Origin of the sequence: Polynucleobacter sp. TUM22923 (assembly GCF_030295705.1) — a bacterium.
Lineage (GTDB): Bacteria > Pseudomonadota > Gammaproteobacteria > Burkholderiales > Burkholderiaceae > Polynucleobacter.
The window spans coordinates 544043-569299 of the sequence record NZ_AP027274.1; the positions used below are offsets into that span (position 1 = coordinate 544043).

Annotated in this window: 26 protein-coding genes and 1 tRNA gene; 17 read left to right on the plus strand and 10 right to left on the minus strand. The window is 46.5% G+C overall.

Annotation, left to right across the window (positions count from 1 at the left end; all coding sequences use genetic code 11):
* The first annotated feature begins 1 nt into the window (after window position 1).
* From infB to QUD86_RS02800, 5 genes are all read left to right on the plus strand, one after another.
* Window positions 2-2833 (plus strand): translation initiation factor IF-2, encoded by a 2832-nt coding sequence (infB, locus tag QUD86_RS02780; protein WP_286297868.1) that lies wholly within the window; start codon window positions 2-4, stop codon window positions 2831-2833.
* Window positions 2834-2847: 14 nt separating this feature from the next.
* On the plus strand, window positions 2848-3222 hold the full coding sequence (gene rbfA / locus QUD86_RS02785) for a 30S ribosome-binding factor RbfA (protein WP_100380236.1): 375 nt from the start codon (window positions 2848-2850) through the stop codon (window positions 3220-3222).
* Window positions 3219-4133: a tRNA pseudouridine(55) synthase TruB gene (truB, locus tag QUD86_RS02790; RefSeq protein ID WP_286297873.1), complete on the plus strand. Its 915-nt coding sequence runs from the start codon at window positions 3219-3221 to the stop codon at window positions 4131-4133. Before rbfA ends, truB begins: the two co-directional genes overlap by 4 nt.
* Before the next feature lie 70 nt (window positions 4134-4203).
* On the plus strand, window positions 4204-6018 hold the full coding sequence (typA, locus tag QUD86_RS02795) for a translational GTPase TypA (protein WP_286297874.1): 1815 nt from the start codon (window positions 4204-4206) through the stop codon (window positions 6016-6018).
* Window positions 6019-6130: 112 nt separating this feature from the next.
* Window positions 6131-8497 carry a Tex family protein gene (locus QUD86_RS02800; protein ID WP_286297877.1) on the plus strand — a complete coding sequence of 789 codons (2367 nt, stop codon included), beginning with the start codon at window positions 6131-6133 and terminating at the stop codon, window positions 8495-8497.
* A gap of 140 nt (window positions 8498-8637) precedes the next feature.
* Here the strand turns inward: QUD86_RS02800 and QUD86_RS02805 are convergent, their stop codons facing one another.
* From QUD86_RS02805 to QUD86_RS02815, 3 genes are all read right to left on the minus strand, one after another.
* A complete protein-coding gene (locus QUD86_RS02805; protein ID WP_286297881.1) occupies window positions 8638-8871 on the minus strand; it encodes a hypothetical protein in 234 nt (77 codons plus the stop codon).
* 60 nt (window positions 8872-8931) lie between these two features.
* The gene (locus QUD86_RS02810) at window positions 8932-9357 is read right to left on the minus strand and encodes a universal stress protein (RefSeq protein ID WP_286297882.1); all 426 of its coding nucleotides are present in this window, start codon (window positions 9355-9357) and stop codon (window positions 8932-8934) included.
* 114 nt (window positions 9358-9471) lie between these two features.
* Window positions 9472-10260, minus strand: a complete 789-nt coding sequence (locus QUD86_RS02815; protein ID WP_286297883.1) for a sulfite exporter TauE/SafE family protein — start codon at window positions 10258-10260, stop codon at window positions 9472-9474.
* Between the two features lie 134 nt (window positions 10261-10394).
* On the opposite strand from QUD86_RS02815, the gene dusA reads away from it, so the two are divergent.
* The 6 genes from dusA to QUD86_RS02845 all read left to right on the plus strand — a co-directional run bounded on the left by dusA (window position 10395) and on the right by QUD86_RS02845 (window position 14589).
* Entirely contained in the window at window positions 10395-11480 is a 1086-nt protein-coding gene (gene dusA / locus QUD86_RS02820) for a tRNA dihydrouridine(20/20a) synthase DusA (RefSeq protein ID WP_286297886.1), read from the plus strand.
* 64 nt (window positions 11481-11544) lie between these two features.
* Window positions 11545-11620 (plus strand) — tRNA-His (locus tag QUD86_RS02825).
* A gap of 71 nt (window positions 11621-11691) precedes the next feature.
* Window positions 11692-12519, plus strand: a complete 828-nt coding sequence (locus QUD86_RS02830) for a formylglycine-generating enzyme family protein (protein ID WP_286297887.1) — start codon at window positions 11692-11694, stop codon at window positions 12517-12519.
* 3 nt (window positions 12520-12522) lie between these two features.
* A complete protein-coding gene (locus QUD86_RS02835) occupies window positions 12523-13848 on the plus strand; it encodes an ATP-dependent DNA helicase (protein ID WP_286297888.1) in 1326 nt (441 codons plus the stop codon).
* 154 nt (window positions 13849-14002) lie between these two features.
* Entirely contained in the window at window positions 14003-14263 is a 261-nt protein-coding gene (locus QUD86_RS02840; RefSeq protein ID WP_286297889.1) for an AbrB/MazE/SpoVT family DNA-binding domain-containing protein, read from the plus strand.
* A gap of 5 nt (window positions 14264-14268) precedes the next feature.
* Window positions 14269-14589: a type II toxin-antitoxin system PemK/MazF family toxin gene (locus QUD86_RS02845; protein WP_286298621.1), complete on the plus strand. Its 321-nt coding sequence runs from the start codon at window positions 14269-14271 to the stop codon at window positions 14587-14589.
* 16 nt (window positions 14590-14605) lie between these two features.
* Here QUD86_RS02845 and QUD86_RS02850 read toward each other — a convergent pair whose 3' ends face one another.
* The 4 genes from QUD86_RS02850 to QUD86_RS02865 all read right to left on the minus strand — a co-directional run bounded on the left by QUD86_RS02850 (window position 14606) and on the right by QUD86_RS02865 (window position 18585).
* On the minus strand, window positions 14606-16195 hold the full coding sequence (locus QUD86_RS02850; protein WP_286297890.1) for a gamma-glutamyltransferase family protein: 1590 nt from the start codon (window positions 16193-16195) through the stop codon (window positions 14606-14608).
* A gap of 90 nt (window positions 16196-16285) precedes the next feature.
* Window positions 16286-17275 carry a Bug family tripartite tricarboxylate transporter substrate binding protein gene (locus tag QUD86_RS02855; RefSeq protein ID WP_286297891.1) on the minus strand — a complete coding sequence of 330 codons (990 nt, stop codon included), beginning with the start codon at window positions 17273-17275 and terminating at the stop codon, window positions 16286-16288.
* Between the two features lie 234 nt (window positions 17276-17509).
* On the minus strand, window positions 17510-18235 hold the full coding sequence (locus QUD86_RS02860; RefSeq protein ID WP_286297892.1) for an LrgB family protein: 726 nt from the start codon (window positions 18233-18235) through the stop codon (window positions 17510-17512).
* Window positions 18235-18585, minus strand: a complete 351-nt coding sequence (locus QUD86_RS02865; protein WP_286297893.1) for a CidA/LrgA family protein — start codon at window positions 18583-18585, stop codon at window positions 18235-18237. The genes QUD86_RS02860 and QUD86_RS02865 overlap by 1 nt, the downstream gene beginning before the upstream one ends.
* Before the next feature lie 141 nt (window positions 18586-18726).
* Between QUD86_RS02865 and QUD86_RS02870 the strand changes: the two genes are divergently transcribed.
* The 6 genes from QUD86_RS02870 (at window position 18727) to soxA (ending at window position 23559) form a co-directional block, all read left to right on the plus strand.
* Window positions 18727-19176 (plus strand): (2Fe-2S)-binding protein, encoded by a 450-nt coding sequence (locus QUD86_RS02870; protein ID WP_286297895.1) that lies wholly within the window; start codon window positions 18727-18729, stop codon window positions 19174-19176.
* Between the two features lie 9 nt (window positions 19177-19185).
* Window positions 19186-21444, plus strand: a complete 2259-nt coding sequence (locus tag QUD86_RS02875) for a xanthine dehydrogenase family protein molybdopterin-binding subunit (protein WP_286297896.1) — start codon at window positions 19186-19188, stop codon at window positions 21442-21444.
* 124 nt (window positions 21445-21568) lie between these two features.
* Window positions 21569-21928: a sulfur oxidation c-type cytochrome SoxX gene (gene soxX, locus QUD86_RS02880; protein WP_286297898.1), complete on the plus strand. Its 360-nt coding sequence runs from the start codon at window positions 21569-21571 to the stop codon at window positions 21926-21928.
* Between the two features lie 16 nt (window positions 21929-21944).
* The gene (locus QUD86_RS02885) at window positions 21945-22445 is read left to right on the plus strand and encodes a SoxY-related AACIE arm protein (protein WP_286297899.1); all 501 of its coding nucleotides are present in this window, start codon (window positions 21945-21947) and stop codon (window positions 22443-22445) included.
* Entirely contained in the window at window positions 22442-22771 is a 330-nt protein-coding gene (locus QUD86_RS02890; protein WP_286297901.1) for a thiosulfate oxidation carrier complex protein SoxZ, read from the plus strand. The genes QUD86_RS02885 and QUD86_RS02890 overlap by 4 nt, the downstream gene beginning before the upstream one ends.
* Entirely contained in the window at window positions 22768-23559 is a 792-nt protein-coding gene (gene soxA / locus QUD86_RS02895) for a sulfur oxidation c-type cytochrome SoxA (protein WP_286297903.1), read from the plus strand. Before QUD86_RS02890 ends, soxA begins: the two co-directional genes overlap by 4 nt.
* Before the next feature lie 5 nt (window positions 23560-23564).
* On the opposite strand, the gene purU is transcribed toward soxA, so the two are convergent.
* From purU to QUD86_RS02910, 3 genes are read right to left on the minus strand one after another with little or no spacing between them, the layout of a single operon-like run.
* Complete coding sequence (gene purU, locus QUD86_RS02900; protein WP_286297904.1) at window positions 23565-24419, minus strand: formyltetrahydrofolate deformylase; 855 nt, start codon at window positions 24417-24419, stop codon at window positions 23565-23567.
* Between the two features lie 52 nt (window positions 24420-24471).
* Window positions 24472-24849 carry a hypothetical protein gene (locus QUD86_RS02905; RefSeq protein ID WP_286297906.1) on the minus strand — a complete coding sequence of 126 codons (378 nt, stop codon included), beginning with the start codon at window positions 24847-24849 and terminating at the stop codon, window positions 24472-24474.
* The gene (locus tag QUD86_RS02910) at window positions 24830-25237 is read right to left on the minus strand and encodes a surface-adhesin E family protein (RefSeq protein ID WP_286297908.1); all 408 of its coding nucleotides are present in this window, start codon (window positions 25235-25237) and stop codon (window positions 24830-24832) included. The genes QUD86_RS02905 and QUD86_RS02910 overlap by 20 nt, the downstream gene beginning before the upstream one ends.
* Window positions 25238-25257: the final 20 nt, after the last annotated feature.

Here is a 25257-nt window from a genome sequence, read left to right on the forward strand (position 1 = left end):
CATGGCAACAACAGTAAAAGTACTCGCTAAAGAATTAAAACGTACCGCACCAGATCTCTTGGAGCAGTTAAAAGCTGCTGGCGTTGAAAAAGGCTCTGAAGACGACAGCATTACCGAAAAAGACAAGATTGCCTTGCTTGAGCATTTGCAAAAAGAGCATGGTAGTGTTGATGCAGGTAGTCGTAAAAAGATCACCTTGATCAAGCGTGAGAGCTCGGAGATTCGTCAGGCGGATTCCGCTGGTCGAACACGTACTGTTCAGGTAGAGGTTCGCAAAAAGCGCGTATTAGAAAAGAGTGGCGACTCGGTTGCTGAAGCTCCAGAGCCTGAGAAGGCTCCAGTTCAGACTGCGACTCCTGTAGAGTCAGCGCAGTCAGCACAATCCATTCTTTCCACTCAAGAGTTGGAAAAGCGGGCTGCTGAGGCAACTCGTCAAGCGGAGTTGCTTGCACGTCAAGAAGCTGAGATGAAAGCGGCAGTAGATGCCCGCCAAAAAGAAGCTGATGCTGCTGCTACTGCTGCTGCCACGATTGCTGTTGCAGATCCTGTTGTTGAAAAAGCAGGTAAATCTATTGAAGCAGCTTCTGTTGCAGCTGCTGATGCAATTGCTGCTGCAACCGCTGCTACTGAAAAGAAAGCAGCCTTAGAAAAAGCTGCCAAAGAGCTAGCTGATGTCAATAAGGCACAACTGGCGGATATTTCAAAACGTCGCGCTGCTGCAGAAGCAGAAGCACTAGCTATTCGCGACATGATGAGTGCTCCTGCGCGCGTCCTTAAGGCACCAAGTGAAATTGCTGCTGAAGAGGCGAAAAAGGGCACATTACACAAGCCTGCAAAAGTAGAGGGCGCGGACGACAAAAAGAAAGTCGCACCTAAGGTTGGCGGAAAAACGATTAAGTCTGCTGAAACATCGTCCACTTGGCAAGAAGAGGGCGCGAAGAAGTCAGTCGGCCTCAAGACCCGCGGCGATAGTCCTGGCGGTGCAAACGGATGGCGTTCCGGCGGCGGCAGAAGAAAGCAGCGTCAAATTGCTGAAGCGAACGTCGACACCAACTTCCAAGTACCTACAGAAAAAGTGGTTCATGATGTTCAGGTTCCTGAGACGATTACGGTTGCTGACTTAGCGCACGCAATGGCTGTTAAGAGCGCTGAAGTGATTAAGCTGCTTATGGGCATGGGACAGATGGTTACCATCAACCAAATTTTGGATCAAGATACTGCGATGATCATCGTAGAAGAGATGGGTCACGTAGCTCATGCTGCGAAGTTAGATGATCCAGATTTAGATCTCGGTACCGACGGTCAAGATGCAGAATTGTTGCCACGTCCACCAGTAGTCACGGTGATGGGTCACGTTGACCACGGTAAAACTTCCTTGCTTGATAAGATTCGTGCGGCAAAAGTAGCTACTGGTGAAGCGGGTGGTATCACCCAGCATATCGGTGCATACCATGTCGAGACTGCCCGTGGCATGATTACCTTCTTGGATACACCAGGCCATGAAGCATTTACGGCGATGCGTGCTCGCGGTGCCAAAGCAACCGATATCGTTATCTTGGTAGTGGCTGCAGATGATGGCGTGATGCCGCAGACCAAAGAAGCGATTCACCATGCGCAAGCTGCTGGTGTTCCTATCGTTGTGGCAATCAATAAAGTCGACAAACCAGAGGCAAACTCAGAGCGCGTTAAAACGGAGTTAGTTGCTGAGCAAGTTGTTCCAGAGGAATACGGTGGCGACGTGCCATTTATCCCAGTCTCCGCCAAAACTGGTGAAGGCATTGATGCTTTGCTTGAGAACGTGCTTTTACAAGCAGAAATTCTTGAGCTCAAAGCAGCTAAGGATGCGCCAGCGCAAGGTCTTGTTATTGAGGCACGCTTAGATAAAGGTCGCGGTCCTGTTGCCACTATTCTGGTTCAGTCTGGAACACTCAAACGTGGTGATATGTTGTTAGCTGGATCGACTTATGGTCGCGTGCGCGCAATGATGGATGAGAATGGCAAAGCGTGTAACGAAGCTGGACCATCTATTCCGGTAGAGATTCAAGGTTTATCTGAAGTTCCTGCAGCGGGCGAATCCGTCCAAGTGGTTCCAAATGAGCGTAAAGCCCGTGAGGTCGCATTGTTCCGTCAAGGTAAGTTCCGCGATGTGAAGCTAGCGAAGCAGCAAGCGTTCAAACTCGAAACCATGATGGAAAACATGGAAGAGGGTGCTATTGAGGCCAAGCTGTTGCCATTAATCATTAAGGCGGATGTTCAGGGCTCACAAGAAGCGCTATCTCAGTCGTTGCAAAAATTATCTACATCTGAAGTTAAGGTGCAAGTCGTTCACGCAGGAGTCGGTGGTATTACTGAAACTGACGTGAACTTAGCGGTAGCTTCAAAAGCGGTCATTATTGGCTTTAACGCACGTGCAGATGGTGCGGCACGTAAGCTAGCTGAAAATAATGGTGTGGACATTCGTTATCACAACATTATTTATGACGCAGTGGATGAAGTGAAGGCTGCCTTAAGTGGTATGTTGACTCCAGATAAGAAAGAAGAAATCACCGGCATGGTTGAGATTCGTCAAGTCTTCTTGGTCTCTAAAGTGGGCGCGATTGCTGGTTGCTTAGTACTTGATGGTGTTGTGAAGCGCAATTCAAGTGTGCGCCTCTTGCGTAACAACGTAGTAGTTTGGTCGGGCGAGCTGGATTCTCTGAAGCGCTTTAAAGATGATGCAAAAGAAGTTCGTGCTGGTGTTGAGTGTGGTCTGTCATTAAAAGGCTACAACGACATTAAAGAAGGCGATCAACTGGAAGCATTTGAGGTGACTGAAGTGGCAAGAACGCTTTAGGAATTATTAAGTTAATGCATAAAACTAGTCCACATCGTAACCAGCGTCTCGCCGATCAAATTCAGCGAGACCTGGCCGAGCTTATTCCTCGTGAATTGCGTAGCCCAAGCTTGGGTTTAATTACCATCCAAAGTATTGAACTCACGCCAGATTTAGCGCATGCAAAAGTATTTTTTACGGTATTAGGTGCCGAGCCAGCGGTTGCCTTGAAGGCGCTGCAAGATAAGGCGGGTTACTTGCACTCCTTATTATTTAAGCGTCTGCACATTCATACGGTTCCCACTTTACATTTTCACTTTGACAGTTCAATTGAGCATGGTATTGAAATGTCTCGCTTAATTGATGAGGCTGTGGATAGTGACCGCAAAGACGAGAGCGCACCACAGTGAAGTCAGTGCGGATCGATGGTGTGGTGTTGCTTGATAAACCGTCTGGCATGAGTTCTCAAGGAGCGGTGACTGCTGTCAAGCGCGCTCTTAATGCAGACAAAGCAGGTCATACAGGCACTCTAGATCCGATGGCTACTGGACTACTCCCGATTTGTTTAGGGGAGGCTACTAAGTACTCTCAAGATTTATTGGATGCGGATAAGACATATATTGCGCAAGTTAAATTTGGTCAATGTACTGATACTGGTGATGCCGAAGGTCTCGTTACCCAAGAGTTCCCGCTGCCGATATTTACTGATGAGGCAGCATTGAGGTTTGCCCTAGATGCGCTGCTACCAGAATTTACTGGCCCTATAAGCCAGGTTCCTCCTATGTACTCGGCGCTAAAGCGCGACGGTAAACCTTTGTATGAATATGCACGTGCAGGTGTTGAGTTAGAGCGTGCTGCCCGAGAGATTACGATTCATGCGATTCGGTGGACCAATATTCAATGGCCAGAAGCCACTTTAGAAGTGAGTTGCAGCAAGGGAACTTATATTCGGGTTTTGGCCGAAGACCTCGGTAAGACTTTGGGTTGCGGGGCGCACTTAGTGGGCTTACGCCGCACTGAAGTAGGCCACTTAAATTTAGAGCAGTCTTTTACGATTGAGAATATTCAGCAGGGGCTGCAAGAGAGTTCAAGCTATATATTGCCTGTCGATGCCTTGCTTCAGACTTTGCCGCACCTGACAATTGATGAGCAACAAGCTAAACGCCTTGGGCTAGGTCAACGGGTTCCGTTGAGTATTCCGTCCATTGAGGCTTTAGTGCGGATTTATCGCGCTACTGCTGCCCCTCACAACTTTATTGGTACAGCCGATTGGCGTTCAGGGGTTTTACACCCGAAGCGACTCATCTCACAGACCTCTTAATACAGATTCAGATTCAGATTTATTTACTTGTACTTTTATTAACCTTACTTTTAACTTTTAGAAGCTTCACATGACTAAACGCGCACTTCGTAACATCGCTATCATTGCCCACGTTGACCACGGTAAAACGACTTTGGTTGACCAGCTCCTACGCCAATCTGGTACTTTCCGCTCCAATGAAAAAATGACTGAACGTGTCATGGATTCAAACGATCTAGAAAAAGAGCGTGGCATTACTATTTTGTCCAAGAACTGCGCTGTTGAATATGATGGTACCCATATTAATATCGTCGACACACCAGGCCACGCCGACTTCGGTGGCGAAGTAGAGCGCGTGCTCTCGATGGTTGACGGTGTTTTATTGTTGGTGGACGCAGTTGAAGGCCCAATGCCACAAACCCGTTTCGTTACCAAGAAAGCCCTTGCACTTGGTTTGAAGCCTATTGTTGTGATCAACAAGGTAGATCGCCCAGGCGCACGTATTGATTATGTGATCAACGCAACCTTTGAGTTATTTGATAAGTTAGGCGCTACAGAAGAGCAGTTAGACTTCCCAGTCGTTTTTGCATCCGGTCTGAATGGCTATGCAGGTATGACTGATGATGTGCGCTCTGGTGACATGCGTCCATTATTTGATGCTGTACTGAAATACGTTCCAGTACGTGATGACGATGTAGATGGTCCTTTGCAGTTCCAGATCTCTTCGATTGATTACAACAGTTATGTTGGAAAAATTGGTGTTGGACGTATTAACCGCGGTAAGGTTAAAGCCGGCATGGAAGTAGTTTGTATGAATGGCCCTAATGGCGTTCCTTTTAAAGGTCGTATCAATCAAGTGCTGACCTTCAAAGGTTTAGAGCGCGAGATTGTTGAAGAGGCTTTTGCCGGTGACATCGCTCTGATCAATGGTATTGAAGACTTAGCCATTGGTACAACCGTTTGTGCACCAGATAAACCAGATCCATTGCCAATGCTCAAGATTGATGAGCCTACCTTAACCATGAACTTCATGGTAAACACCAGCCCATTGGCAGGTCGTGAAGGTAAGTTTGTAACGAGCCGTCAGATTCGTGAGCGCTTAGATCGTGAACTAAAAGCCAATATGGCTTTACGTGTTCGTCAAACAGATGATGACACCGTGTTTGAGGTGTCAGGACGTGGCGAGTTGCATTTAACGATCTTGGTGGAAACAATGCGTCGTGAGGGTTATGAGATGGCTGTATCCCGTCCACGCGTAGTATTCCATGAAGAAAATGGCGTAAAGATGGAGCCATATGAGAACCTAACGGTTGACTTAGAAGATGCTACTCAAGGTAGTGTGATGGAAGAGCTAGGCAAGCGTAAGGGTGAGTTGCTCGATATGGTCAGTGATGGCAAAGGCCGCACCCGTCTTGAATACCGTATTCCAGCACGGGGTTTGATCGGTTTCCAGGGTGACTTTTTAACAATGACTCGTGGTAACGGCTTACTTAGTCACACTTTTGATTGCTATGCACCTGCCAAAGACGGAGTTTTTGGTGAGCGTCATAACGGCGTATTAATTAGTCAAGATGATGGCGAGGCTGTTGCTTACGCGATCTGGAAGTTACAAGATCGTGGCCGTATGTTTGTCAAGCATGGCGACCCTGTATATGAAGGTATGGTGATTGGTATTCATAGTCGCGATAACGATTTAGTTGTTAACCCAATTAAAGGTAAACAATTAACTAACGTACGTTCATCAGGTACTGATGAAGCAGTGCGTTTGGTAACGCCAATTGACTTAACACTTGAGTACGCCGTCGAATTTATCAGTGATGATGAATTGGTTGAGGTCACTCCGAAGAGTGTCCGCGTACGTAAGCGTTACCTCAAAGAGCATGATCGCAAGAAAGCATCCCGCTAATGTTCATTTGCGTTTGATGTGTTGATAGAGGCCACCTACGGGTGGCTTTTATCTAGGTATGAAGCTAAATACCTTTTGTTCTAAATTTACTTAACCTATCTAATTTAAAAATATGCTGCCATCAATCGAGCAACGGCTTGCCCAAGAGTTATCCGCTAAACCTGCCCAAGTGGCTGCAGCCATTGCATTAATGGATGAGGGTGCTACCGTCCCCTTTATTGCGCGTTATCGCAAAGAGGCTACTGGCGGCTTAGACGACACGCAATTACGCTTACTAGAAGAGCGCCTCAGTTATTTACGAGAGTTGGAAGATCGTCGCAAGGCGATTGTGTCCTCCATTGAAGAGCAGGGGAAGATGACGCCAGAGTTATTAAAGGCCATCATGTTGGCTGAGGATAAGACCCGCTTAGAGGACTTGTATCTTCCTTATAAGGTTAAGCGTAGGACAAAGGCGCAGATTGCCTTGGAGGCAGGTTTAGAGCCATTAGCAAATGATTTACTGGCGAACCCCTTACTAGTCCCTGAGGAAGAGGCAGTTCAGTATTTGCGGGAAGCTTTCACATCCGATCAAGGAGAAAATCCAGGGGTGGCTGACACTAAGGCTGCCCTGGAGGGTGCTCGTCAGATTCTGATGGAGCGTTTTGCAGAAGATGCCGGTTTAGTCCAGTCACTCAGAATCTATTTACAAGATCATGGTGTAGTGGAATCCAAAGTGATTGTAGGTAAAGAGCAAGAGGGTGAGAAGTTTGCAGATTATTTTGATTACTCCGAACCAATTAAAGCGATTCCATCTCATCGTGCCTTAGCACTGTTTAGAGGTCGCCGCGAGCAAATGCTGATGGTTAATCTGCGATTAGATACGGAAGCGGAAAAGCCTAAATGGGATGCGCCACATAATCCCTGTGAGTCACGTATTGCCAATCAATTTAAGATTAAAAATGAAGGCCGACCAGCAGATCAGTGGTTATCTGAAACGGTTCGTTGGACTTGGCGAATTAAATGCCCTATGCACCTAGAGTCTGAGCTGATGAGTGCCTTGCGCGAGCGTTCTGATGCTGAAGCTATTAATGTCTTTGCCCGTAATCTTAAAGCGCTGCTCTTAGCGGCTCCCGCTGGGCCTAAAGTTACTATTGGCTTAGATCCCGGTATGCGTACCGGGGTAAAGGTTGCCGTAGTAGATGCAACCGGTAAAGTAGTTGATACCGAGGTCATTTACCCACATCAACCGAAAAATGACTGGGATGGCTCGCTTCATACCTTAGCGAAACTGGCGCAAAAACACCAAGCGACACTGATTTCTATTGGTAACGGAACGGCCTCTCGAGAGACCGATAAATTAGCCCAAGATTTAATTAAAGCAAGACCGGAATTAAATCTGACCAAGATTGTGGTTTCAGAGGCAGGGGCGTCCGTATATTCTGCATCAGAGTATGCGTCAAAAGAACTGCCAGGCATGGACGTATCACTTCGCGGCGCAGTATCGATTGCCCGTCGCCTGCAAGATCCGCTCGCAGAGTTAGTCAAAATCGACCCCAAGTCTATCGGGGTAGGTCAATACCAGCATGATGTCATGCAAACGCAGCTTGCCAAGTCTTTAGTGGCGGTAGTAGAAGATTGCGTAAATGCAGTGGGTGTGGACGTCAATACTGCTTCTGCCCCATTGTTAGCCAGGGTTTCTGGCCTCAGCAGCACTGTTGCTGAGGGGATCGTGGCTTATCGTGATTTGCATGGCGCATTTGGATCTAGAGCGGATTTACGTAGCGTACCGCGCTTAGGTGACAAGACTTTCGAGCAGGCAGCCGGTTTTCTACGAATTATGAATGGTGCCGATCCTTTAGATGCTTCAGCCGTTCATCCAGAGTCCTACCCCTTGGTGGAAAAGATCCTGAAAGATATTAAAAAAGGAGTCAAGGAATTAATTGGTGATGCGGGAATACTCAATAGCCTTAATCCAGAAAAATACGCCGATGAAAAATTTGGGGTGCCTACTGTTACCGACATTATTAAAGAGCTAGAAAAGCCAGGACGAGATCCAAGGCCCGAGTTCACAACCGCTACATTCAAAGACGGTGTTGAAAAAATCAGTGATCTCAAAGTAGACATGATCTTAGAAGGTGTTGTCACTAACGTTGCTGCGTTTGGCGCCTTTATTGACATCGGTGTTCACCAGGATGGCTTAGTCCATATCTCAGCTTTAGCAAATACCTTCGTTAAAGACCCTCATACCGTTGTGAAGGCAGGGCAGGTTGTGAAAGTTAAAGTGCTGGAAATAGATGAAAAGCGCAAACGGATTGCGCTGACCATGCGACTTTCTGATGAGGCACCTAAGACTTCTGCCGAGGAAAGGGCTAAGCAAGCGCCAAACAGATCGACCGTATCAAGAGGTAGCGAATCTAGAAGGCCTCAAGAAGATAAAAGAAGCGCTCCTCCAATAAACAATGCCATGGCGAATGCATTTGGAAAATTAACTAAGAAATAAGATTAACTAAGAAATAAAATTAACTAAGAAATAAAATTAACTACTAAATAAATGTGTAGATGAGCCTATCGCTATCTAGGCGGAATGGTTAAAAATGATTTATTGCTTATGCAGTAGTTATTAGCGAAGAAAAGGGCTGATTACCGATAAGGTTGAATGAGTACCTCTAATCCAGATGGGTTATTGGAATTCTTGAGGGTTTCAATAGATTCTCGTAATACCCGAAGTTCTTTACACTTCAATTTTTGAAGCTTCTTACGGTTCAGGCCATAGGCATCTATTAAGTAGCGCGCTCTAGAGAGGCAAATTTGTAGTCGAATGAGCCAGTACAGACCAATGAGACCTGGAGCGAGTAGGAGAAGAAGGATGCTCATTGGATTATCTATAAAAGACCGCCACTGAGGCGGCCTTCAAAATTGAGGTGATCATCTTCATTACTTGATCAAAAGAACGGGTTGCTTAGCAGTGTTGCAGACCCTTTGGGCAACCGATCCAATCAGGGCATCTATGATTCCAGATCTTCCTTTTGAGCCCATCACAATCATATCCACTTTTGTTTTATTCGCTATATCGATAATTTCGCTAGCAATATGACCCCGCTTGATCGCAACACTATATTGAATGCCTGAGCCATCCAATACCTTTTGTGCCGTCTTGAGTTCTTTTTCACTAACCTCTCTGAGGTAATCGTTAATGACATTGTTGGCAACAAATTGCCTTACATGACCAAGGCCGACATCATCATGAACATTCACTAAGGTTACCGTACACTTGGCAGCGAGTTGCTTGGCTAGTTTTACAACAAATTTAGCGGCGTTGAGTGAAGATTTAGAGCCATCAACTGGGAGAAGTATTTTCATTTTTTCCTCAAATATAAAAGTAGGTGAATTGCATCTCAACAACTTCAATCTACTCCGAAATTGGTTCAATAGCTATAAAAGCCTACCAATTTAGATGGCTATTACTTACTTCCATTATTTTAGGAAAGCATCATAGAATGTTTTGATAATCAAAACCGTTACCAAAATAAAGAAAGCTTTACGGATAAATGCATTTCCGTGTTTGATGGCAATTTTGCTACCTATTTGCCCGCCAATCAAATTAGCCACCGCCATCAGCAACGCTAACCTTAAATCAAAGTAGCCTAAGTAAATAAATACGCAGAGTGCCCCTAGGTTCGAGGCGATATTCAGAAACTTAGCGGGCGCTGCTGAGCGAAGAAAATCAAAGCCCAATACTCGGGTGTACAGCATTTTGTAAAAAGCACCTGCACCAGGCCCCAAGAATCCATCATAAAAACCAATTACTCCGGCACCAGTCGAGGCAATCGCTTTTTGTCTATGAGGAGGGTGCTTAGGTGCATGAACTAAACCGGCATTCGATTTAATGCTAAAGACTAGTAAGGCAATTAATAGAAAAGGGAGGGTACTGCGAAGCCACTGAGTCGGTATCTGCGTTACTAAATAGGCGCCACATACCGAGGCTATAAAAGCGGCGATACACGAAATGATCACTAGTCCCCAAGGGCTTTTATTAGCACGCGCATATTGAATCGTCGCACCAATGGTTCCGATCACGGAAGCAAACTTATTTACTGAAAGTAGTGTGGGCGGTGGAAAGCCTGGTAATACTGCAAAAAGGGCGGGAACTTGGATCATGCCGCCACCGCCCATAATGGAGTCGACTAAACCCGCTATTAAGGCACATGCCAGCAGGAGGCTGATATCAAATGCAGATAGATTCAATACAGAGAGTTCAAACATAGAAATTTTGCTGACGCATTTGAAAAGGTGGCCTCTATTTTAAGGCGGTTATAAGACTGGATTGATTTTGGCCTAAATTCTGAGGCCTCATTTAAAATAACAATATCAAAGTCAATATAGAGATTCTGCCCAAAGTGGATGTCAAGTTAGCCCAAAAACGTTTAGCAGTAGCCCCTATGATGGAGTGGACCGATCGTCACTGCCGCTCATTTCATCGCACGCTGACTAAAGAGGCGACCCTCTATACAGAAATGGTGACTACGGGTGCATTGATTCATGGTGACGTGCCGCGGCACTTAGATTACTCCCATGATCAACACCCAGTGGTTTTGCAGTTAGGCGGTAGCGATCCCAGTGAGTTGGCTCAAGCAGCAGTTCTAGCGCAGCAGTGGGGCTACAACGAAGTCGATCTCAACTGCGGCTGTCCATCAGAGCGAGTGCAGCGCGGTGCTTTTGGTGCTTGTTTAATGGCAGAGCCAGAGTTAGTCGCGGACTGTGTAAGGGCGATGAAAAGTGCAGTTGATATTCCTATCTCTGTAAAACACCGTCTAGGCTTAGACAGCATGGATGCCGCTCATTCAGAAGTAGATTATCAATTTGCGCTCAATTTTATTCTGGCAGTGGCTGATGCTGGTGCTAGCCAGGTGACCATTCATGCACGCAATGCTGTACTGAAAGGTTTATCACCTAAAGAGAATCGCAGTAAGCCACCACTACGCTATGAAGTCGCTGCTCAATTGCGACTTGATGCACAAAAGCAGTTTCCGCATATTCAGGTCTTACTTAATGGTGGCTTGGAGACAAACGAACAGATTGCAGGGCATTGGGATGACTTTGATGGCTTCATGGTGGGTAGAGCGGCATACCATTTCCCGGCAATGCTGTTGGGCTGGGATGACTTGCTGGCAAGTAATGGCGAGGCTGCCGGTTATTTATTTAGTGAGACTGAGTGGCACCGTATTCAGATCGGTTTAGTTAGGCAGGTCCAAGCTTGGTTTGATGAGTGTCGCTCCAAAGACAAGCCTTTTTATATTGGCGCCTTCACAAGGCATATTTTGGGATTAGCCCATGGCAGGGCAGGGTCTCGCTATTGGCGCCAGCGCCTCTCGGATCATCATGCCTTGGCTAAAGTGCAGAGCAAAGCTGCCATTGGGGATTTCTTCTTGGATGCCAGTTTGACCTTAGGGGATTGGGCCGCTTTTGAGTTGGAGCCCGCTTAAGGAGGTTGCTCAGGCTTTTTTGACAGAGTTTTAGCCTAAAAGCTATAATGTTGGCTCTACTGTGGCGGACGTAGCTCAGTTGGTAGAGTCCCAGATTGTGATTCTGGTTGTCGCGGGTTCGAGCCCCGTCGTTCGCCCCACCGTATACCCATAAAAGCTCCTTTATGTTCCCCAGTGTTCTTTTGGAGCTTTTTATTTAAGAGCAACCAGCATGAAAAAGTTTGATATCTTGCCTATTGTTTTTGGCGTATTGCTCTCGGTAATTGCCCTTTACTTTATGTTGCGACCTGCAGCTACAACTGCAGCTATAACTGCAGCTATAACTGCAGCTCCAGTCACAACTAGTATCCCAACTTCCACCATTCCTACCATCAGGATCGGTGATGTTATTTGGGACCAGACTGAAATGACTGTAGCCGATACAAAAACGGCTGCCAATGCCACAGGGTTTGTCAGTCAGGCTGAAAAAAATGGTGGTGGCTTAAGTTATGAGGGCGGCTTTGTTAAAAAACCCGGCTGGTCTTGGCGGGCGCCTTATGGTGTTCCTGCGAAAGACCAAGAGCCAGCGGTGCATCTGAATATGAAAGAGGCAGAATCGATTTGCCGCTTCTATAACAAGCGCTTACCTACTGATGCTGAATGGACAAGTGCTGCATTTTTAGAGCAAAGAAATAATCCACCGATTGGTTTTGTAAAGGGGCAACGCTACCCCTATCCAGGCGGCAGTACGCCGATGGTTTCTCATTGTTTAAGTGCTTGTGGCGATTACAAAGGACTTGCTCCTGCTGGTGCATTAAATCGTGGCACCGGACATGTTCTTGCGGGCACTACTAAGCCGGGTGTCAATAATTTGTATGACATGGGTGGCAATGTCTGGGAGTGGACTGCAACAGAGCGCAATGGCGGATACATTACCAGAGGGGCTTCTTGGTGGTATGGCCCAGACAGGCAGCAAGAGTCGGATACGGAGTCAAAGTCAGGTGATATTGCTGTGGTCTACATCGGATTTCGGTGTGTATCCGACGCGCCAAAGTCATAGCGGATGAATAGTCTTGCAGTAGACCCTTCTGCAATAGAAATCACCCCTGAATACCAGGAGGTGATTGATGCTATTGAGCGCCATGATCCCTATATTTTTGTTAGCGGTAAAGCGGGTACGGGTAAAACTACCCTGATTGGTTATCTGCGTGAGCATATTCCGGGTAATGTTGTGGTGGTTGCTCCTACGGGAGTAGCAGCGCTGCAGGTGAAGGGTGTCACCATTCACTCGTTCTTTCGTTTGCCGCCACGCTTGATTTTTCCAGAAGAAGATATCAAGCCCCTAAAAGATAAGCGCCTTTATAAAGATATTCGCTTACTGATTATTGATGAGATCTCAATGGTAAGGACCGATGTTGTAGACGCCATAGATCTATTTTTACGTGTCAATGGCCCTCATAAAAACCAGCCCTTCGGTGGTATTCAGGTGATGTTTGTGGGCGACTTGTTTCAGCTTCCGCCCGTTGTTTCTAATGCTGATATGCAAGTTTTAGCTGAGCGTGGTTATGAGGGCCCGTATTTTTTCTGTGCAAATGTACTGCACCGTAAAGATGTCACGATGGTAGAGCTCTCCAAGATATTCCGTCAAAAAGATGCCCACTTTGCTGGGCTATTAAATCAAATTCGGATTAATGAAGATATTGAAGGGGCCCTAGAGTTCCTCAATGACCAATGCTTTACTAATGCCCCAATAGTCGATGAGCAGACGATTACGCTCACCACTACTAATGCCCGAGCAGATCAAATTAATGGCGCAGGCTTGCGTGCATTAACAACAGAGCCCAAGGTATATGCCGGCAATAGCACTGGTAAATTTAATGTGGATGAACGCAATCTACCATCGCCTAATCACCTTAGCTTGAAGGTGGGGGCTAAGGTCATGTTCACTGCCACTGATACCAATTTTCCTAAACGTTGGGTTAATGGAACGATTGGAGTAGTGCGGGAGTTATTGACCAATACTGTCAAGGTGATGGTGCAGAACGGCCCTTATTCCAATACGGTAGAAGTCAAAGGGCATCAGTGGGAATCCTATCGCTATGACCATGACATGATGTCAGGCAAGATCTCACCGAATGTGATTGGTACTTTTGTGCAGATCCCTCTGATGTTGGCTTGGGCGGTTACGATTCATAAGAGTCAGGGAAAAACTCTGGATAAGATCAAAGTTGACCTGTCATCAGGCGCGTTTGCTTCTGGCCAAGTCTATGTGGCACTAAGCCGTTGCACCTCAATTGAAGGCATTACCCTAGAGCGGCCAATACAGCCAAGAGATGTGAGTTGTGATCAAGAGGTAAAGCGGTTTTATCTGAATTGCCTACCTAATTAGAGCGCTCCCTGTGCCCTTTTAAAGTAGGCAGCAACCATAGGTAGATTGTCATACTGGAATTAGCTTAATCATTTTCTGAAGATGGTCATTAAAAAAGTGAATAAGTAAATTCAACTTGACTCCCCTTTGTGATTGTTATAACATTGTTATCACTATGAAAAAGCAGCTACATCTTCAAATTCGGCAAATTGGCAACTCTCGTGGGCTAGTCATACCCAAAGTTATTCTCGAGCAAGTGGGCTTTGATGAGGAGGTTGATTTGATAGTTGAAGGTAGCACGCTTATCCTGAGTAAACCTAATAAGAGTCTTCGTGAGGGTTGGGCGGAGCAGGCAAAAGCGATTGCGCAAGCTGGTGATGATGAGCTTCTATTGGGTGACTTTAATAACGATGAAGATGAGGATTGGGTTTGGTAAAGAGCATTATTTATCAAGGCGATATTTGGCTCATTAAATTAGATCCTACGCAGGGCAGTGAGATTAAAAAGACAAGACCATGTCTAGTAATTTCGCCGCCGGAGCTAAACAACAACTTGAGAACCATACTGGTGGCACCTTTGACTACGAAAGGTAAGACAGCTGATTTTCGAATTTCAGTGACGCATGCGGGAGAGAAAGGATTAATCATGCTTGATCAGATCCGAGTAATAGATAAATCTAGGCTAGTAAAAAAACTTGGGAAGGTCAATCCCAAGACACTCAATACCAGCTTAACTATTTTGCAGAATATGTTCGGGCACTAGTAGCCCCCGAACATGTTTAAAACCCGGCAGCCAAGCCATCCCGGCGATGATCGCTACCAGCGATGTACGCAAAATCAGCATCCTCATTAATAAGCGCAATCGCTTGAGCGCTACCAAAATCTAGACTATTAGCAGGCATCACCGTCACGTCATGCCCCATTGCTTTTAAGCCATCAACTACTGAGGTTGGCATAGAGGCTTCTACGGTGAGTTTTCCTACATCGTCAATTCTCCAGCGTGGCGCATCTGAGCATGCTTGGGGATTTAGATGCTCATCGACAAAACGCATCACAAATTGCAGATGTCCTTGAGGCTGCATATTACCACCCATCACCCCAAATGCCATCGCGGGTTGATTGCCCTTAGTCAAAAATGCTGGAATGATAGTGTGGAAAGGGCGTTTACCGGGCGCCACTTGATTGGGATGACCATCAACCAAACTAAAGCTCATACCCCGATTATGAAAAGCAATGCCGCCTGGTGCGACTACACCTGAGCCAAAGCCTTTGAAGTTCGACTGAATATAAGAAATCATCATGCCAGACTCATCTGCAGCGCAAAGGTAAACCGTACCACCAGAATGGGGATCTCCCGCACCATAACTACCGGCCTGTTGATGATCAATTAAAGCGGCACGACTTGCCAAATAATCTTTCTCTAGCAAGGCGCTTGCAGGTATCTTCATCGTGCTGGCATCAGAAACATGAGCATAGGCATCGGCAAACGCCATACGCATAGCCTCTACTTGCAAATGAATGCGCTGCGCTGAGTTTGCAGGGTATTGCTTGGCGTTAGCAGCCTGCAAGATACCTAGGGCTATTTGCGCTGCGATACCAGAGCCATTAGGTGGAATTTCATGAAGGGTATAGTCACCGTAGTTGGAGGCTAAAGGCTCTACCCATTCAGGTTTGTTCGCAGCAAAATCAGCCATAGTGAAACAGCCGCCAGTGTGTTGAGCAAAGTCAACCATGCCTTGCGCTAGGTCACCACGATAAAAAGACTCTCCTTCGGAAGAGGCGATCTCTCGCAGTGTTTTCGCTTGTGCTGGATAGCGCCATATTTGGCCAGCAGTAGGTGCTTTACCATCGACCAAAAATGATTCTGTAAACCCAGGCTGCATTTTCAGAATCGGGATCGCTTCGCGCCATTGACGTGCAATAACAGGGGATACCGGAAAACCATTCTCCGCATAATCAATTGCACGCTTAAAGAGTTGCGCAAAAGGAAGTTTGCCAAATTGACGGGATAGCTCAATCCAGCCCGCAACCATTCCTGGTACGGTGACCGTATTCCAACCGATGAGATCCATGGCAGATTTGCCCTGAAAGAACTCTGGAGTCCAGGCTGCTGGTGCACGACCAGAGGCATTGAGGCCGTGTAATTTTTTACCATCCCAAATCAGAGCAAAACCATCACCACCCAGGCCATTCATCGTGGGCTCTACAACCGTTAAGGTGATGGCTGTTGCCAGGGCAGCGTCCACTGCATTGCCACCATTTTGAAGTGCTTCAATACCGGCTTGGGTAGCCAAAGGTTGGGAGCTCGCAACCGTATTCCTGGCTAATACTGGGGCACGTCCGCCACCGAAAGGAGGAGAAATTAACATAAAGTGTGGATCCGATTTGTTGACATTGATTGCTGTAATTTGCTGATGGTCTTTAAGAATTCTCTTTAATAGCTACCTTTAGGGGCTCTGTTAATCAATTTTAATATTGGCAGCCTTCACAATTTTCTGCCACTTGTCATGTTCTGTTGTGGTGATTTCAGCTAGACGATCTGCATTGGTAAATTGTGGATGAATACCCTGACCAGCTAATTTAGATTTGAAATCAGGGTTCGTCAAAATTTTCCGAATTTCTCTTTCTAGCCGCGCGATGACTGCGGGCGGCGTTCCCTTTGGTGCAAAAAAAGCATAAAGATTTTCTACATCAAAGTTTTTCATCCCATCTTGCCCCATCGTGGGTACATTTGGCATTAAAGGCGAGCGATCAGGCGCAGCGATTGCAATCGGACGTAACTTACCGCTCTGAATATGTGGAAGGGATGCAGTCACGCTATCAAACATCATCAAGGTATTGCCTGCGATTAAATCAGGCAAGGCAAAGCTACTTCCTTTGTAAGGAATATGGGTACCGGTTGCACCAATACGCTGCATGAACATAGTTGACTCTAAATGGGAGAGACTGCCATTGCCCTGAGAGGCGTAATTAAAGTCTCCCTTTTTGGATTTAATAAATGCAGTGAGCTCGGCAATATTTTTTGCAGGGACTGAGGGGTTGACAACAATGAGGTGAGGAATAGAACCAACCAGTGCGACAGGTACAAAATCTTTACGAAGATCGGCGGGAGGATTTTTAAATAAGGCCTGTGCAATGCTCTGATTGGTCAGCGCGCTAAACAGCAGCGTGTAGCCATCTGGATTTGCTTTTGCTGCAGCTTGCATTGCAATCATGCCGCCAGCACCAGGCTTATTTTCAATGACGATGGCTTGACCAAGCGCTTCGCCCAAGGGCGCTCCAATGCTTCTGGCAAATACATCGGTTGAGCCGCCCGCAGGAAATGTCAGCACTGCCACAATAGGCTTTTTTGGCCAGTCCGATTCTGGCGCAGCTAAGGTGGCATTAGCTAGCCCTACCAGCAAGGAAAGGCCGAGGAATAGTTTTGCGAGTGCGGAAGATGTGTTCATTAGAAAGTCCAATAATTGATGTTGTGGGCTTTTATAAGCTTACCCTTTCAATTATCTGCTTAATTGACTTTTGGGATGCATTTTGGGTCTTAAGGCCCCTTACTAGTGCATCGATGATGTATGGTTGTGCTTCAGAAAAAAACGTGACGCATAAGCCATTTAATACAGTGCCATTGGTGTCGATTTGGTGTTAATTTGGTGCCGACCAAGGGCAATGCTGCTCATTTAAATTCATTAGTTAAACAAGTGATAAATAATCGGAATAGCAACCGCACTAATAATGCCATTCATGCCCATCGCTAAGCTGGCGTAGCCACCCGCTTCTGGGTGAATGCTAAAAGCGCGAGAGGTGCCGATACCATGAGCTCCAATGCCAATGGCAAAGCCGCGTTGCCACCAGGCTTTCATTCCTAAAGCGTTCAGAATAAAGGGCGCCAATATTGCGCCAAGGATGCCCGTCGTTACAGCAAAAATAGCCGTTAAGGTTGGGGAAACCCCAATTCTTTCGGCAATACCCATCGCAATCGGAGCAGTCACGGATTTGGGATACATTGCTCCGGTAATGCTGGCATCAGCGCCTAGCAATGTGGCGATGCTAATAGCGCTAAAGATGGATACCAATCCGCCGGCAATCAATGAGGCTATTAAAGGTAATGAGCGACCCTGAAGACTATTTAGCCCCCTGTAAATGGGAATGGCTAAAGAGACGGTAGCCGATCCTAATAAAAAGTGAATAAATTGAGCCCCTTCAAAGTAAGTTGAATAAGGCATTTCTACAAACTGAATTGAGCTAGCCACAAGAATGATGGCAATGGCTACTGGATTGGCTAAAGGGTTTTGCTTACTTCTTTTATAGATCCACAATCCCAGTTGATAGGCTGCTAATGTAATAAAGAGTGCAAATAATGGGCTACCTGATAAGTAAACCCAAATCTCAACGATGGAATGTTTTTCGCTCATCAGTCCGCCCCTTCACTTTTGGAGCTTAAAAAACGGACTGTTATAGCGCTTGTAGCGATCGTCAGAATGACGCTACCTACTAATGCACTCACAATGGCTAAGGCATTCGCCTTTAGTTGTGGCAAAAATAAAACCACTCCCACTGCAGCTGGAACAAACAATAATCCAAAGTATTGACTAAAACCATCCGCCACCATCGCTAGCTCTGAGTTAACCCCCTTACGCAATACTAGCCAAGCTATTAGCAAAACTAAGCCGATTACAGGTCCTGGCAGGGTGGGGAGAGCAAACTTGGAGAGGAGCTCACCCAAGCTTTGGAAGAGAAGAATTTGTACTAGGCCGGAAATCATGAGTCAATACTAATGCCCAGCCCTAATTGCTGCATAGCAATATAAATATTTGTGGGTAATATAACCATATTAAAAGTAAGCGTTTTATTTGTTAAGTAAATAAGTAAAGCGTTCAGATAAAAAATACTCAGGAGAGCACTAATGGCGGATCTAAATATTAACGGTAAAAAGTACAAGGTAGATGTTGATCCTAGTACGCCATTGTTATGGGTTATTCGTGAGCAGGTAGGTTTAACGGGCACCAAATATGGTTGCGGTGTTGGCCAATGTGGCGCCTGTACAGTTCTCTTTGATGGTGCGGCTATTCGTAGTTGCTCTATTCCAGTGAGTGTTGCTGAAGGTAAAAAAATTGAAACGATTGAGAGCTTAGAAAAGAATGGCCAACTCTCTAAAGTACAAAAAGCTTGGGTCGACAAGCAAGTTCCCCAGTGCGGTTATTGCCAGTCTGGCATGGTGATGGCAACCACTGCATTACTGCGTACTACCCCAAAGCCAACAGATGCGCAAATTGATGCGGCTGTTACCAATATCTGCCGTTGCGGAACCTTTCAACAAGTGCGTGATGCAATTCATGCTGTGAGCAAGGCATAAGGAGCGATCATGACTAAAAATACAACTACATCCAAAACTACATTCACAGCAGCGCCCGATGCCCTTGATTTATCTCGCCGCCATTTCGTTGTCGGTGCCAGCGCCATTGGGGCCGGCTTAGCAATCGGCTTTGACTTATCAGTGATGTCTGCTGCCAATGCTGCGGAAGGATCTGGTACAAGCTCGATGACGCCATTAACCACACCAGAGATTGGTGTTTGGGTGGTGGTTCAGCCGAACGACGATGTTACTGTCCGGATTGTGCGATCAGAGATGGGGCAAGGAACCATTACGGGTCTAGCTCAAATGGTCGCAGAAGAATTACAGTGTGATTGGAAGAAAGTCAGCTATGACTATCCATCACCAGGCGAGAGTCTCAAACGGAAACAGGCTTGGGGTAGTTACTCAACCGGTGGTAGCCGCGGTATTCGTACCTCAGAGCAATATGTGCGTAAGGGTGGCGCAGCTGCCCGCATGATGTTAATTCAAGCTGCCGCCAATCAGTGGGGTGTTCCAGCCTCTGAGTGTGTGGCTAAAGATAGCGTGATTACCCACACCCCATCCGGTCGTAAAACAACCTTTGGCAAGGTGTCCATTGCCGCCTCTCAATTAGCAGTGCCAAAAGAGATTGCTCTAAAAGATCCAAAAGAGTGGACGCTCATTGGTAAGTCCGTTAATCGTATTGACGGTACATCGGATAAGGTGACGGGTAAGCAGATTTATGCAATTGACTTAAAGTTGCCCGGTATGTTGGTAGCGACGATTCATGAGTCTCCTGTCTTTGGTGGCAAAGTGAAAAGCTATGACGCTACTAAAGCTTCCAGCATGAAGGGAGTCAAGAAGGTTGTTCAAGTCGGCGACTCAGCAGTAGCAGTTATTGCTGATACCTTCTGGCAAGCCAAAATGGGCTTAGATGCGGTGAATGTCACTTGGGATAATGGCGCTAATGGCGATGTCAATAGTGCTTCTATCAAAAAGGCGATGGTAGAAGGGCTTACTGCGAACGATGCTTTTGTGGGCAACTCCAATGGAGATGCAAAAGAAGCGCTAGCTAAGGCATCGAAAACAATTGAAGCTACTTATTTCTATCCTTTCTTAAACCACGCTACGCTTGAGCCACAAACCGCTACTGCAAAGTGGACCACCGATGGTTGTGAAGCATGGGTTCCTACTCAAGATGGTGAAGCCTCTTTAGCGGCAGTCATTGCTGCATCTGGCTTGCCAGCTGAAAAATGCAATGTGTACAAGGTCAATCTAGGTGGTGGTTTTGGTCGCCGCGGCGCTTTTCAGGACTATACAACGCAAGCAGTCAACATTGCTAAACAGATGCCAGGCACGCCAATCAAATTGATCTGGACGCGTGAAGAGGATATGACGCAAGGGCGCTATCACCCAGTAGGGATGTGCAAAATGACGGCATCGATTGATGATAAGAAAAATATCACCGGCCTGAATATGCGTTTATCAGGCCAATCTATCTTGGCAGCAGTCCGTCCTGCAGTGTTAGCGGCAAACAAGGGTAAAGATCCAGTGGCCTTTCAGGGTTTAGATGAAAAGGGCGAACACGGCATTACCTATAGCTTTCCTAATTTGATGATTGACCATGCCATGCGCAATACGCACGTGCCTCCAGGATTCTGGCGGGGTGTCAATGTGAACCAAAACGCGATCTTCTTGGAAACATTTATGGATGAGATGGCAGAGGCAACCGGTATGGATGCTGTTGAGTTCCGTCGCAAACATATGGAAAACTTTCCTCGTGCTGTTGCAGTGCTCAACGCGGTTGCCGATGGTATTGGTTGGACCAAGCCGGCTAAGCCAGGTGTTTTTCGTGGCCTTGCACAGATGCGCTCCTTCGGTAGTTATGTAGCGGCCGCTTGTGAGTTATCCGTTACGAATGGCAATGAGGTGAAAATTCATCGTATCGTGGCTGCTACTGATCCAGGTTATGTAGTAAATCCAGCTCAGGTAGAGCGTCAAGTATCTGGCTCATTTGTTTATGGTCTGTCGGCTCTTTTTGAGGAAGAAATTACGATTGATAAAGGTGCCGTCGTTCAGAAGAACTTTGACACTTTCAATTCGATTCGTCTGTATCAAATGCCTAAAGTAGAAACCATCATTATTCAAGGTGGCGGTAAAGAGTGGGGCGGCGTAGGTGAGCCAACCATTGCAGTTGCTGCTCCTGCGGTATTAAATGCGATATACCGCGCTACTGGCAAACGTTTGCGAGATGTGCCGTTGAAAAATAGTGGCATGAAGCTGGTTTGAGTCTGAAAGATTGGTGAAAGAGGCAGGCGGAATGAGGGGAGCACTAGCAGCGGTCACGCTAGTGCTATTCATGTGTTTACTGCCTGATTCAGTCCAATCTCAAACTTGGGAAGGGGATTCCATCGTGAGCCCCCTAACTACTTCGCCAGGCGATGCAAGTAGAGGACGAGCAATCGTAGTCAGTCGTCAAACGGTTTTGTGCCTCTTGTGTCATAACGGCCCTTTTCCGGAAGAGCGCTTTCAGGGAAACTTAGCGCCAGAGTTAGGGGTCAGTGTAGGGCGATACAGTGCGGCGCAACTGCGGGCTCGGATTGTCGATTCCTCAAGGTTTAATCTGGGGACCATCATGCCGGCGTATTACCGTACCGAGGGTTTGAACCGTGTTGCCCCAAAGTTTGTAAATCAGCCGATCTTAAGTGCCCAAGAGATCGAAGATGTTGTTGCTTTTTTAGTGGGCATGAACACAAAACCAAGTACACAATAAAATCATCACCTACGGGATGCTCAAAATTAATATCACTCGCTACCAACAAAATTATTCCTCACTCAATGTTAGGCGCCGATGGTATTTGTCGGCACTCGGTATGCTGGGTATAGCGAGCTATCTAAGACCATCCCTTGCGCTAGCTAGTGCATCGGAGGCAATGGAGGCGATGACCAAGATTGTTGGAGCCAATCGAATTGAGGATGGGCGCGTAAAGCTGGTTATTCCCCCATTGGTCGAAAACGGTAATTTGGTAGTGCTTAAAGTCAATATTGAGAGCCCCATGACTGAGAATAATTATGTCAAGGTGGTTCATGTGATTGCGGAGGGCAATCCACTGCCAAATATCTTTAGTGCTTTCTTCACACCACGCTCTGGGCGTGCAGAAGTCACTACCCGTGTCCGATTGGCGGATTCACAGCGGGTTTGGGCTATCGCGCAAATGAGCGATGGTAGTTTTTGGCGTGGTCATGCCGATACTTTAGTGACCCTATCTGCTTGCACGGAGATGATATGAGTAAGACATCTCGAACCCTAATTACGATGCCTAGTCAGGCAAAGAAAAATGCGATTATTGAGATCCGCGCCATTGTGCAACATGATATGGAAACTGGCTTTCGATATACCGAAGAGGGTAAGTTAATTCCTCGGGACATCATTCGCTTATTTACTTGCCAATACAACGGCCAAGAAGTGTTTAGGGCTGATTTTTACCAAGGTATCGGTGCAAATCCCTTGATCATTTTTACTACGGTGGCAGTAGCCTCTGGCAAGTTGGAGTTTAAGTGGGTTGGGGACAACGGCTACGAAGCAATCAATCAAGCGCAAATTACGGTATTGTGAAAATACGCGTTTTCAGGCTTTGGTTTTTGGCTTGCCTACTTACCGGGGTAGTGGTGTGCTCTGCAACTGCCGCAAAAGTCGAGGCCACCAAAGATGCTCGGCAATCAAGCTATCAGCTAATGACAGCTGAAAATCAGGCGATGCAAAATGATCCCAACTTGAACCCAGCTTTGTTTTGGGTGATTGATGGCCATAGCCTATGGAAACAAAAGGTAGGGAAGAAAGAAGCCTCCTGCGCCTCCTGTCATGGCGAATCTGGCTCGAGTATGAAGGGCGTAGCTGCTCAGTACCCAAAAGTAATAAAAGGAAAACTCCAGACGCTAGAGGGACAAATTAATCGTTGCCGTTCGGATAAGCAGGAAATTGCTACCTTGGCTTACGAGAGTAAAGATTTATTGGCCCTAACTACTTTTGTAGCAAGCCAGTCCAAAGGGATGCCCATTGCAATTGAAGAGAGTCTACAAAATAAGCAAGACTTGCTACAAGGTAAAGCCTACTTTAATGAAAGAATGGGGCAATTGAACTTGTCCTGCGCCCAATGCCATCAAGATCGTGCAGGCTTGAAGTTGGGCGGTAGCTTGATCCCACAAGGACATCCCACTGCTTACCCTATTTACAGAATTGAATGGCAAGGCGTAGGGTCTTTACAAAGGCGCTTACGTAATTGTATGAGCGGCGTTCGGGCCAAGCAGTTTGATTATGGTTCTATAGAAATGGCGCAATTAGAGCTCTACCTAATGTGGCGCGCTAGGGGCATGACCCTAGAAACTCCAGGGGTCAGGCCCTAGTCAGTCTAATCGGAAAACACGACTGCAGTAGCGCTATTAATCAACACTCGATCATGCAGGTAGTAACGAAGGGCGCGGGATAACACAGTGCGCTCTAAATCACGCCCCTTACGCACTAGGTCTTCTGGGCTATCGCCATGAGTCACCCTCGTAACATCTTGCTCAATGATTGGACCTTCATCTAGATCACTAGTTACAAAGTGCGCCGTTGCGCCAATGAGTTTGATGCCGCGTGCGTGCGCTTGGTGATAAGGCTTGGCCCCTTTAAAGCTTGGCAGGAAAGAATGGTGAACATTAATACAGCGTCCCGATAACTGGGTGGAGAGATGATCTGATAGGATTTGCATATAGCGTGCCAAGATGACCATATCCACCGCAGAGTCATGAACGATATCTAATAGCTTAGACTCTTGAGCAGCTTTTGTTTCTGGAGTAACGGGCAGGTGATAAAACGGAATGTCGGCAAAATCAATGCTGGCATACACTTCGCGAGGATGGTTGGAGACAATGCCGCAAATAATCATTGGTAACTCGCCAATGCGCCAGCGATAGAGTAGATCTACTAAACAGTGATCTAACTTAGATGCCATGATCAAGACACGCTTGAGTTCTTTTACGGCACGAAGATCCCAAGTAAGGCTAAAGCGCTGAGCAATTGCCAAGAATCCTGCTTTAAGTGTTTTAGCATCGGCATCGCAACTAAAGCTCACCCGCATAAAAAACTGCTTAGAGGCTTTATCGTCAAATTGCTGAGCCTCTTCAATGTCTCCACCTAATTCAAAAATATAGGTAGAGACTGCGGCAACAATGCCGGGCTGATTGGGGCAGGTCAGAGTGAGGTAGTAGTTTTCTGTGGTCATGGTTCTATTTACTATGTGAATGAATGCTGGCTTTTGATTTTAGACTGCTTACCTAAGGTTTGATTAAATCCGCAGGACCGCGATAGAGCTCACTCTGATCATTAACTAGAGGAATGCGGATATCAGTACAAATAGGCTTTGGCCCTAAAGCATTTAGAAAGTTGCAGTCTTGTTTAGTTGCTGCTGAAGCTGCATGTTCTAGGGGTGATTTACCGGTAGTGGCGGTAGAGATAACGCTGGCTGCAGTACTGGGATTGGCTACCGCTACCGTCGCAGCGGTGGTACCCACCGAGCTAGCTGCGGCAGTACCAGCGCTAGTGAAGGCCAGCAGTGGCGCAGCACACCCTGTCAGAATCAGGGCCGCAATACAGCCCAGTAGACTAAGTAGCCGAGTGTTAGTCAGTTGAAGGTTATTTGCGTTGGCAGACAACGTTAAATACCCCAGCTGTCCAAGACTCGTTTACTACGGGCTCAAATTCACTATTGGGGGTTTTATTATCCGAGACAACTTTGCCTGAACCTTTGTTTCCAGAAAATTCTTTAAATTCGATAGGGCGATAACTGATAGCAGGGCAGTTATATTCATTTAGGCCGATGATTGAGCTGACTGCTTGCTTTGTTTTTGGGTTAACGCCAGGCTTCTTAAAATCGAGCATAGACATAATCTGAGCCTTTTCGCCTTGATCATTAATCGTATCCAAGTCTACATAAACTACCATTAATTCATTGGATCCTAGCTCTTTCCAGGCCGCCATACTGTTGGCTATTGGCAAAAGGCAAAGGGAGCTAAATAAGGTCAGTGCGTATATTGTTTTCATAATCGGTATTCGTAAAATAA

Excerpts from the sequence above, each read along its gene's own strand:
- infB (WP_286297868.1), top strand. The coding sequence starts at position 2 with ATGGCAACAACAGTAAAAGTACTCGCTAAAGAATTAAAACGTACCGCA.
- rbfA (WP_100380236.1), top strand. The coding sequence starts at position 2,848 with ATGCATAAAACTAGTCCACATCGTAACCAGCGTCTCGCCGATCAAATT.
- typA (WP_286297874.1), top strand. The coding sequence starts at position 4,204 with ATGACTAAACGCGCACTTCGTAACATCGCTATCATTGCCCACGTTGAC.
- QUD86_RS02800 (WP_286297877.1), top strand. The coding sequence starts at position 6,131 with ATGCTGCCATCAATCGAGCAACGGCTTGCCCAAGAGTTATCCGCTAAA.
- QUD86_RS02805 (WP_286297881.1), bottom strand. The coding sequence starts at position 8,871 with ATGAGCATCCTTCTTCTCCTACTCGCTCCAGGTCTCATTGGTCTGTAC.
- QUD86_RS02810 (WP_286297882.1), bottom strand. The coding sequence starts at position 9,357 with ATGAAAATACTTCTCCCAGTTGATGGCTCTAAATCTTCACTCAACGCC.
- QUD86_RS02815 (WP_286297883.1), bottom strand. The coding sequence starts at position 10,260 with ATGTTTGAACTCTCTGTATTGAATCTATCTGCATTTGATATCAGCCTC.
- QUD86_RS02830 (WP_286297887.1), top strand. The coding sequence starts at position 11,692 with ATGAAAAAGTTTGATATCTTGCCTATTGTTTTTGGCGTATTGCTCTCG.
- QUD86_RS02835 (WP_286297888.1), top strand. The coding sequence starts at position 12,523 with ATGAATAGTCTTGCAGTAGACCCTTCTGCAATAGAAATCACCCCTGAA.
- QUD86_RS02840 (WP_286297889.1), top strand. The coding sequence starts at position 14,003 with ATGAAAAAGCAGCTACATCTTCAAATTCGGCAAATTGGCAACTCTCGT.
- QUD86_RS02850 (WP_286297890.1), bottom strand. The coding sequence starts at position 16,195 with ATGTTAATTTCTCCTCCTTTCGGTGGCGGACGTGCCCCAGTATTAGCC.
- QUD86_RS02855 (WP_286297891.1), bottom strand. The coding sequence starts at position 17,275 with ATGAACACATCTTCCGCACTCGCAAAACTATTCCTCGGCCTTTCCTTG.
- QUD86_RS02860 (WP_286297892.1), bottom strand. The coding sequence starts at position 18,235 with ATGAGCGAAAAACATTCCATCGTTGAGATTTGGGTTTACTTATCAGGT.
- QUD86_RS02865 (WP_286297893.1), bottom strand. The coding sequence starts at position 18,585 with ATGATTTCCGGCCTAGTACAAATTCTTCTCTTCCAAAGCTTGGGTGAG.
- QUD86_RS02870 (WP_286297895.1), top strand. The coding sequence starts at position 18,727 with ATGGCGGATCTAAATATTAACGGTAAAAAGTACAAGGTAGATGTTGAT.
- QUD86_RS02875 (WP_286297896.1), top strand. The coding sequence starts at position 19,186 with ATGACTAAAAATACAACTACATCCAAAACTACATTCACAGCAGCGCCC.
- QUD86_RS02885 (WP_286297899.1), top strand. The coding sequence starts at position 21,945 with ATGCTCAAAATTAATATCACTCGCTACCAACAAAATTATTCCTCACTC.
- QUD86_RS02890 (WP_286297901.1), top strand. The coding sequence starts at position 22,442 with ATGAGTAAGACATCTCGAACCCTAATTACGATGCCTAGTCAGGCAAAG.
- purU (WP_286297904.1), bottom strand. The coding sequence starts at position 24,419 with ATGACCACAGAAAACTACTACCTCACTCTGACCTGCCCCAATCAGCCC.
- QUD86_RS02910 (WP_286297908.1), bottom strand. The coding sequence starts at position 25,237 with ATGAAAACAATATACGCACTGACCTTATTTAGCTCCCTTTGCCTTTTG.